Below are 5,533 nucleotides of genomic sequence, written 5' to 3' on the forward strand. Positions count from 1 at the left end.
CTGGCAGTCAGCCCGAGGGAGCGATTCGAGGAGCGGCGGCGTCGATCGACGAAGGTCGCAGCCGTCGCGGCCTAATCGGAGCAGCCGGCTGACCGCGAGCCACGCAAAACGAACGTACTCTTGGCGGTCGGCGCGGTCAAGCATTTCGTCGTGGGCCTCGTGCGCCTCGTGTGCCCGGGGGCTGGGAGGCCGCAAAAGCCGCGGCCTAACCTAACCCAAAGACTCGGGCACGCCCGGGCGATCCCCCAGGAGTTTACGCCCACGGCAGGATGGCGGCTCGGCGCCGCCGGCCGGCCCCTCGGCCCCGACCACCCATGGCGGCGCTTCCCCCTCCGGATCGGGAGGGGACGCTTCCTCCCACACCATCCCACCCCGGTCGTGGCCTCCGCGCCTGATCCGGCCCGACACCAACGGGAAGCGGAGCGCGGCATCTACATCAACCTGAACGCCGGGGGGTAGGGCCTTTCTACTTCACTCAACCCTGGGGCTTTTCTATTTCACTGGCACAAACTGGCCCGGAAGCCCGGAAGCTGGTCACGTCCTGCCCGCCATCGCCATCCGACCGATTGCCCAGGCTCACACCGCTGTCTTCGCCGCCCGATCTGCCTCTTTGCCGGCGCGCCTAGCGACCCCCGAGGCGCGCCAGCCTGCGCTCCGGCTGGCGCACCAGCGGCTGGAGCTCGGCATCCGCATCTCGCCACAGGCCAATGAATCGGGCGTAGTGGAGGGCGGCCTGCCGGAGCTCGCCCGTGCGGGCGTAGACCTCGGCGCGGCGCAGGTGGGACGGGGCAAGATACGCCAGCTCGTATTCGCCGCTCTCCGGGAAGGTCGCGTACCAGCGCAGCGCCTCCTCCTCGCGGCCGAGTTCGCGCAGCAGCTCCGCGCGCAGCCAGCGCTCGTGCGCCCGGGGGTGGTGCGGAAGGCCCGAGTGAGGGAGCTGGCCGAAGAGCGGCGGCTCGCCCAGAGCCTCGAGCGCCTCGCGCGGCCTGCCCTGCGCTCGGGCCAGCTCGGCGCGCAGCAGTCGGGCGAACGCGGCGGCGGTCGCCCGATCGGCCGGTGTCACCTCCGAGGAATGCTCCAGGGCCTCGAGCTGCTGCACGGCGGTGGCCAGGTGGCCGAGGCGGAGCGAGAGAAGTCCGCGCGCGTACCGGCGAGCGAGGGGCCGCATGCGGTCGGTCTCGCTTGCGGCAGGCAGGAAGCGTTCGAGCGAGGCCCGCAGGCTTTCCGGGCGCGCGTCCGGCACGCTGAGGAACGGGAGCGCGGCCATGGCGGCCCGGTACTCGAGGGCGAAGGCGGGATTCGCCGCCGCGGCGGTGTCGCGTCCGCGGCGCGCAGGCGGCCGCGGGCAAACTGGAAATGCGCCAGGAGGATCCAATCGTAGGCCGGCCTGGAGACGAGCGGAGATGAGAGAGGCAGCCGAAGGTTCGGCAAGGTGGAACGCACCAGATACTCGAGCTCGGCGAGGTCGTTCGAGGTCTGCGCGATGCGGAAGATGACGGGCTTAAGCACGTCGCCGGAGCCGAACCGCTCGACGACCGTATCGCTTCTCCTTGAGGCCTGGGCCGCGAAGCTTACGCGCGAGCCGTTAGACCTCATGGATGGCTCATTGACGGTTGTGCCCGGTCTGGCTAGATTCTGGCCAGAATGCGCCACGACATTCTCCTGTCCCCGAACGCCGTGGTCGAGCTCCGCGCACTTCCGGCGTTCGTTCGGGCGCAGGTGCGGGATGGCATGGAGCGGCATCTCCGTCACCAACCGACGAAGGTCAGCAAGAGCCGGATCAAGCGGCTGCGGGGCCTGAGTCGACCCCAGTACCGGCTGCGAGTCGGAGAGGTTCGGGTTTTCTATGACGTCAGGGAAGGCACGGTCGAAGTCCTCGCCATCGTCAGCAAGGCCGAGGCGGAAGGATGGCTTGAGCAGGAGGGGGTCCCGAGTGAGGGAAGTCCCGGTCGCTGAGATCAAGGACGACTTCTCACGTTACCTGCGCCTGGCGACCGAAGAAGAGATTCTGATCACGCGCCATGGACAGCCGGCGGGTGTCCTGATCGGGTTCGCTTCGGAGGACGATTGGTTCGAGTACCGGCTCGAACATGACCCCGAGTTCCTGCGGCGCGTGGCTCAGGCGCGCGCCGCGTTGCGCCGGGGCGAGGGCGTACGACTAGAGGATCTCCGAATCTAGCCTGCGGTCTAACCCGCGGCTGGAGCTGTCGGCCGCGGTCCATGGGAATGCTGTTCTTGAAACCACGGTTACCGCGGCCGCAGCTCAGCCGCGAGACGTTAGGCGGCGCGGAGATTTCGATGAAAGGCAAACCTTGCGAAATCTGGAACCAGTCGGAAGCACCGCGGAAACAGCCCGTTGCTCCAATACCTTAGGCAGACTCGACAGGATCTCGACATGACTTTCAAACCTGCGCTCTGGTACCCGATCGCCGTCGTGCTGAGCGTCGTCAATTTGGTTGCAGTAGGCTTCGCGGCTGGCTCAGCCGAGCCGTGGCATGCCTCGGTTCACGCCGGGCTCGCGTTGGCGTTCGGGTTATGGGCCCAGCGCCTGCGGCAGGGCCCCGGCGGGAGCGAGCGCCATGCTCGGCTCGAAGTACTCGAAGCCGAGGTGAGCGACCTGCGGCGGGAGCTGAGCCAGACGCAGGAGGGCCTGGACTTCGCCGAACGGCTGCTGGCGCAGCGACCGGAATCACACCGAGTGGAGCCGCAGCGCTAGGAGATTCTTGCCGCGCGGAGCCGCGGCAAAATCTGGTGTTGAACGCAATGCGCCGGTGAAGGGCGCGACGAGCCCTCCCCTTGGACTTTCAATCAGAGCGAAGTGGATCGCCTGCGTTCAGGGAAAGGCGAGCCATGCCAGCGGATGAGGCGAGACGGTGATTCAATGACGGCGGTCGCCTCATCCGCACGGTGTTTCTGGACGTGAAGTGGAGTGGCGGACGGGTGCCGTACGCAGCCGAGCTGAGCGACGGAGCCATTGACGCAGCCGCAGGGTGGACTTGCGAGAGAGCGGAGCGGGGCTGCTTCCTCACAGTGGTGCTCGCGCTCGCCGGAGGCGTTCGACCAGATACAGCTGACCCCGCTGGCAGGCGGGACAGCGTGGCGTTGAGGTGATCGCCAGAGTGATCGCGAGGGGCGCGCTCGCGTTGGAGAGGGCGCCCTCGGCTGAGTCTGTCTCGCGCTCGTTGGTCTCAGACAGGGTGGACCGCGAAGGACTTGGAGGTGGCCGAGCCCTGACGCCTAACGGCATGCCGCCGACGGCGCTGCGCGCCGCACCTGAAGCGCAGGGCGTTGGGCGGATCACAGATCGTCGGCAGGGCTGGCTTGACGGCGCCCCCGGTGGAGCGTAGCCTCCAGGCTAGGGAGTATATTGAACGCGGTCGATTCTCGGGAAAATCCCTCGCGCACAACGCTTTTCCCCGGTAAGGAGGTGCCCGTGGCCGGGCACAGCAAGTGGGCTCAGATCAAGCGCAAGAAGGCGGCCAACGATGCCCGGCGCGGCCAGGCGTTCACCAAGCTGATCCGCGAGATTGCGGTGGCCGCGCGCGAGGCGGGCGGCGATCCCAACTTCAACCCGCGGCTGCGGCTGGCCGTGGACACGGCTCGTGCGGCCAACATGCCCAACGAGAACATCGAGCGCGCCATCAAGCGGGGCACAGGTGAGCTGGCCGGCGCGCACTTCGAGGAGGTGACGTACGAGGGGTATGGCCCCGGCGGCGTCGCCCTGTATATCCAGGCCTTGACGGACAACCTGAAGCGCACGGTCGCGGACATCCGGCATATCCTGGAGAAGCACGGCGGCAACCTGGGGCAGAGCGGCTCGGTGGCCTGGCAGTTCGACCGCAAGGGTCAGATCTACCTCGATGCCATGCGCTACGAGGAGGACGCCGCGCTGGAGGCGGCGCTGGATGCCGGGGCCGAGGACCTGCAGCGTGAAGACGAGGCGTACATCGTGACCACAGACGTGGCCAGCTTCCATGCCGTGCAGGAGGCGCTGCGCCGGCGCGGCATCCAGGTCGAGCAGGCCGAGCTGGCCATGGTGCCGCGCGCGGCCGTGCACGTGGAGGGCGCGGAAGCGCAGCGGCTGCTCAAGCTGCTGGAAGCGCTCGAGGACGCGGACGACGTGCAGAAGGTGTACTCGAACCTGGATGTGGACGAGGCGACGCTGGCCGAGGTCGCCTCTTGACCGTCCTGGGCATTGACCCGGGCACCGCAGCCACAGGCTACGGCGTCGTCGCACACGGTGGCGATGGCGCCGTTTCCTTGCTCGAGTGCGGCGTGGTGCGCGCCGACCCGGCCGCGCCGCTGGCGCAGCGGCTGCGCGAGATCTATGAGGGCGTGGGTGAGGTGCTCGAGCGCCATGCCCCGGACCAGGTAGCGGTCGAGAGCGTGTTCTACGCGCGCAATGTGCGCACGGCTGTGGTGCTGGCGCACGTGCGTGGCACCGTGCTGCTGGTTGCCGCGCTGCGCGGGTTGCCGGTGGCGGAGTACGCGCCCGCGGAGATCAAGAGTGCTGTAGCCGGCAGCGGGCGTGCCACCAAGGAGCAGGTCCAGTACATGCTGCAGCGACTGCTGCGGCTCAAGACGCCGCCCGCCCCGGCGGACGCCGCCGATGGCATCGCCGTCGCCCTCTGCCACTGCTACAGCGGCGGTCCGCGTCTCGCGGCGCTGCGGCTGCCGGCCCAAGGCGCATGATCAGCCGGGTGCGGGGCACGCTGCTGCGCCGGCAGCTCGAGGCCATCGAGGTGCTCACGGCGGGCGGCGTCGCCTACCAGATCGAGATCCCCCATACAGTGTTCGAGCGGCTGCCGCGCGAGGGCGCGGAAATCGAGTTGCGCACCTACCAGGTGGTGCGCGAGGACGCGGTCGCCCTCTACGGCTTCCTGGACGAGCAGGAGCGCTCCATCTTCACCCGCCTGCTGGCCGCCTCGGGCGTCGGGCCGCGCCTCGCGCTCAGCATGCTCTCGACCCTCTCACCCGAGCGGCTCGTGCGGGCCATCACCGAGCGGGACACGGCGCTGCTCCGGCAGGTGCCGGGCGTGGGCCGGAAGACGGCGGAGCGGCTGATCCTCGAGCTGGCGGACAAGCTGGATGACCTGGCCGTGGCAGCGGCCGGGCCGCGGCCGGAAGGGCGGGGCGCTGAGGAGGCGATCGGTGCCTTGATCGCGCTGGGCTACTCGCCCGCCGCCGCGACCACGGCGGTGCGCCGCGCCATTGACGAGAAGGGCGCGCTGGACGGAGTCGCCCTGATCAGGCACGCGCTGGCAACGGTAGGAGGGGCGACGTGAGCCGTGGGAACATCCGGCGGATTTGGACCTGGTCGTGCGCCCTCGCATTCTGGGTGGCGCTGCCCGGGTGCAGCACCAAGGAGGTGAACGGCCCCGATGCGGCTGCGGGCGTGGTTCGGCTGGACGCGCCTCGCGGACTGCGCCAGACTGTGCGCATCGCCCCGGCGCAGCCGGCCACGGGCGATACCCTGCAGGTTGCCTCCGTGGTCGTGAACGGCGGGAGCGCGGCCGTAGCCGTCGAGTCCCGC

The 5,533-nt window shown here is 69.2% G+C and carries 8 protein-coding genes; 7 read left to right on the forward strand and 1 reads right to left on the reverse strand.

Features of this window, described 5'->3' with window-relative positions:
* Positions 1–622: 622 nt before the first annotated feature.
* Positions 623–1,267: a hypothetical protein gene (locus HY703_04660; protein ID MBI4544465.1), complete on the reverse strand. Its 645-nt coding sequence runs from the start codon at positions 1,265–1,267 to the stop codon at positions 623–625.
* Positions 1,268–1,644: 377 nt separating this feature from the next.
* On the opposite strand from HY703_04660, the gene HY703_04665 reads away from it, so the two are divergent.
* The 7 genes from HY703_04665 to HY703_04695 form a co-directional block, all read left to right on the forward strand.
* Positions 1,645–1,956, forward strand: a complete 312-nt coding sequence (locus HY703_04665) for a type II toxin-antitoxin system RelE/ParE family toxin (GenBank protein ID MBI4544466.1) — start codon at positions 1,645–1,647, stop codon at positions 1,954–1,956.
* Positions 1,934–2,179: a type II toxin-antitoxin system Phd/YefM family antitoxin gene (locus HY703_04670; protein ID MBI4544467.1), complete on the forward strand. Its 246-nt coding sequence runs from the start codon at positions 1,934–1,936 to the stop codon at positions 2,177–2,179. The genes HY703_04665 and HY703_04670 overlap by 23 nt, the downstream gene beginning before the upstream one ends.
* Positions 2,180–2,395: 216 nt before the next feature.
* Positions 2,396–2,716, forward strand: a complete 321-nt coding sequence (locus HY703_04675; protein ID MBI4544468.1) for a hypothetical protein — start codon at positions 2,396–2,398, stop codon at positions 2,714–2,716.
* A 717-nt stretch (positions 2,717–3,433) separates the two neighbouring features.
* Positions 3,434–4,183: a YebC/PmpR family DNA-binding transcriptional regulator gene (locus HY703_04680; protein MBI4544469.1), complete on the forward strand. Its 750-nt coding sequence runs from the start codon at positions 3,434–3,436 to the stop codon at positions 4,181–4,183.
* Positions 4,180–4,692: a crossover junction endodeoxyribonuclease RuvC gene (gene ruvC / locus HY703_04685; protein ID MBI4544470.1), complete on the forward strand. Its 513-nt coding sequence runs from the start codon at positions 4,180–4,182 to the stop codon at positions 4,690–4,692. The genes HY703_04680 and ruvC overlap by 4 nt, the downstream gene beginning before the upstream one ends.
* Entirely contained in the window at positions 4,689–5,285 is a 597-nt protein-coding gene (ruvA, locus tag HY703_04690; protein ID MBI4544471.1) for a Holliday junction branch migration protein RuvA, read from the forward strand. Before ruvC ends, ruvA begins: the two co-directional genes overlap by 4 nt.
* The coding region (locus tag HY703_04695; protein ID MBI4544472.1) for a hypothetical protein at positions 5,282–5,533 on the forward strand (252 nt) is incomplete at its 3' end. The genes ruvA and HY703_04695, both read left to right, overlap by 4 nt.

It is taken from the genome of Gemmatimonadota bacterium, from assembly GCA_016209965.1.
Lineage (GTDB): Bacteria > Gemmatimonadota > Gemmatimonadetes > Longimicrobiales > RSA9 > JACQVE01.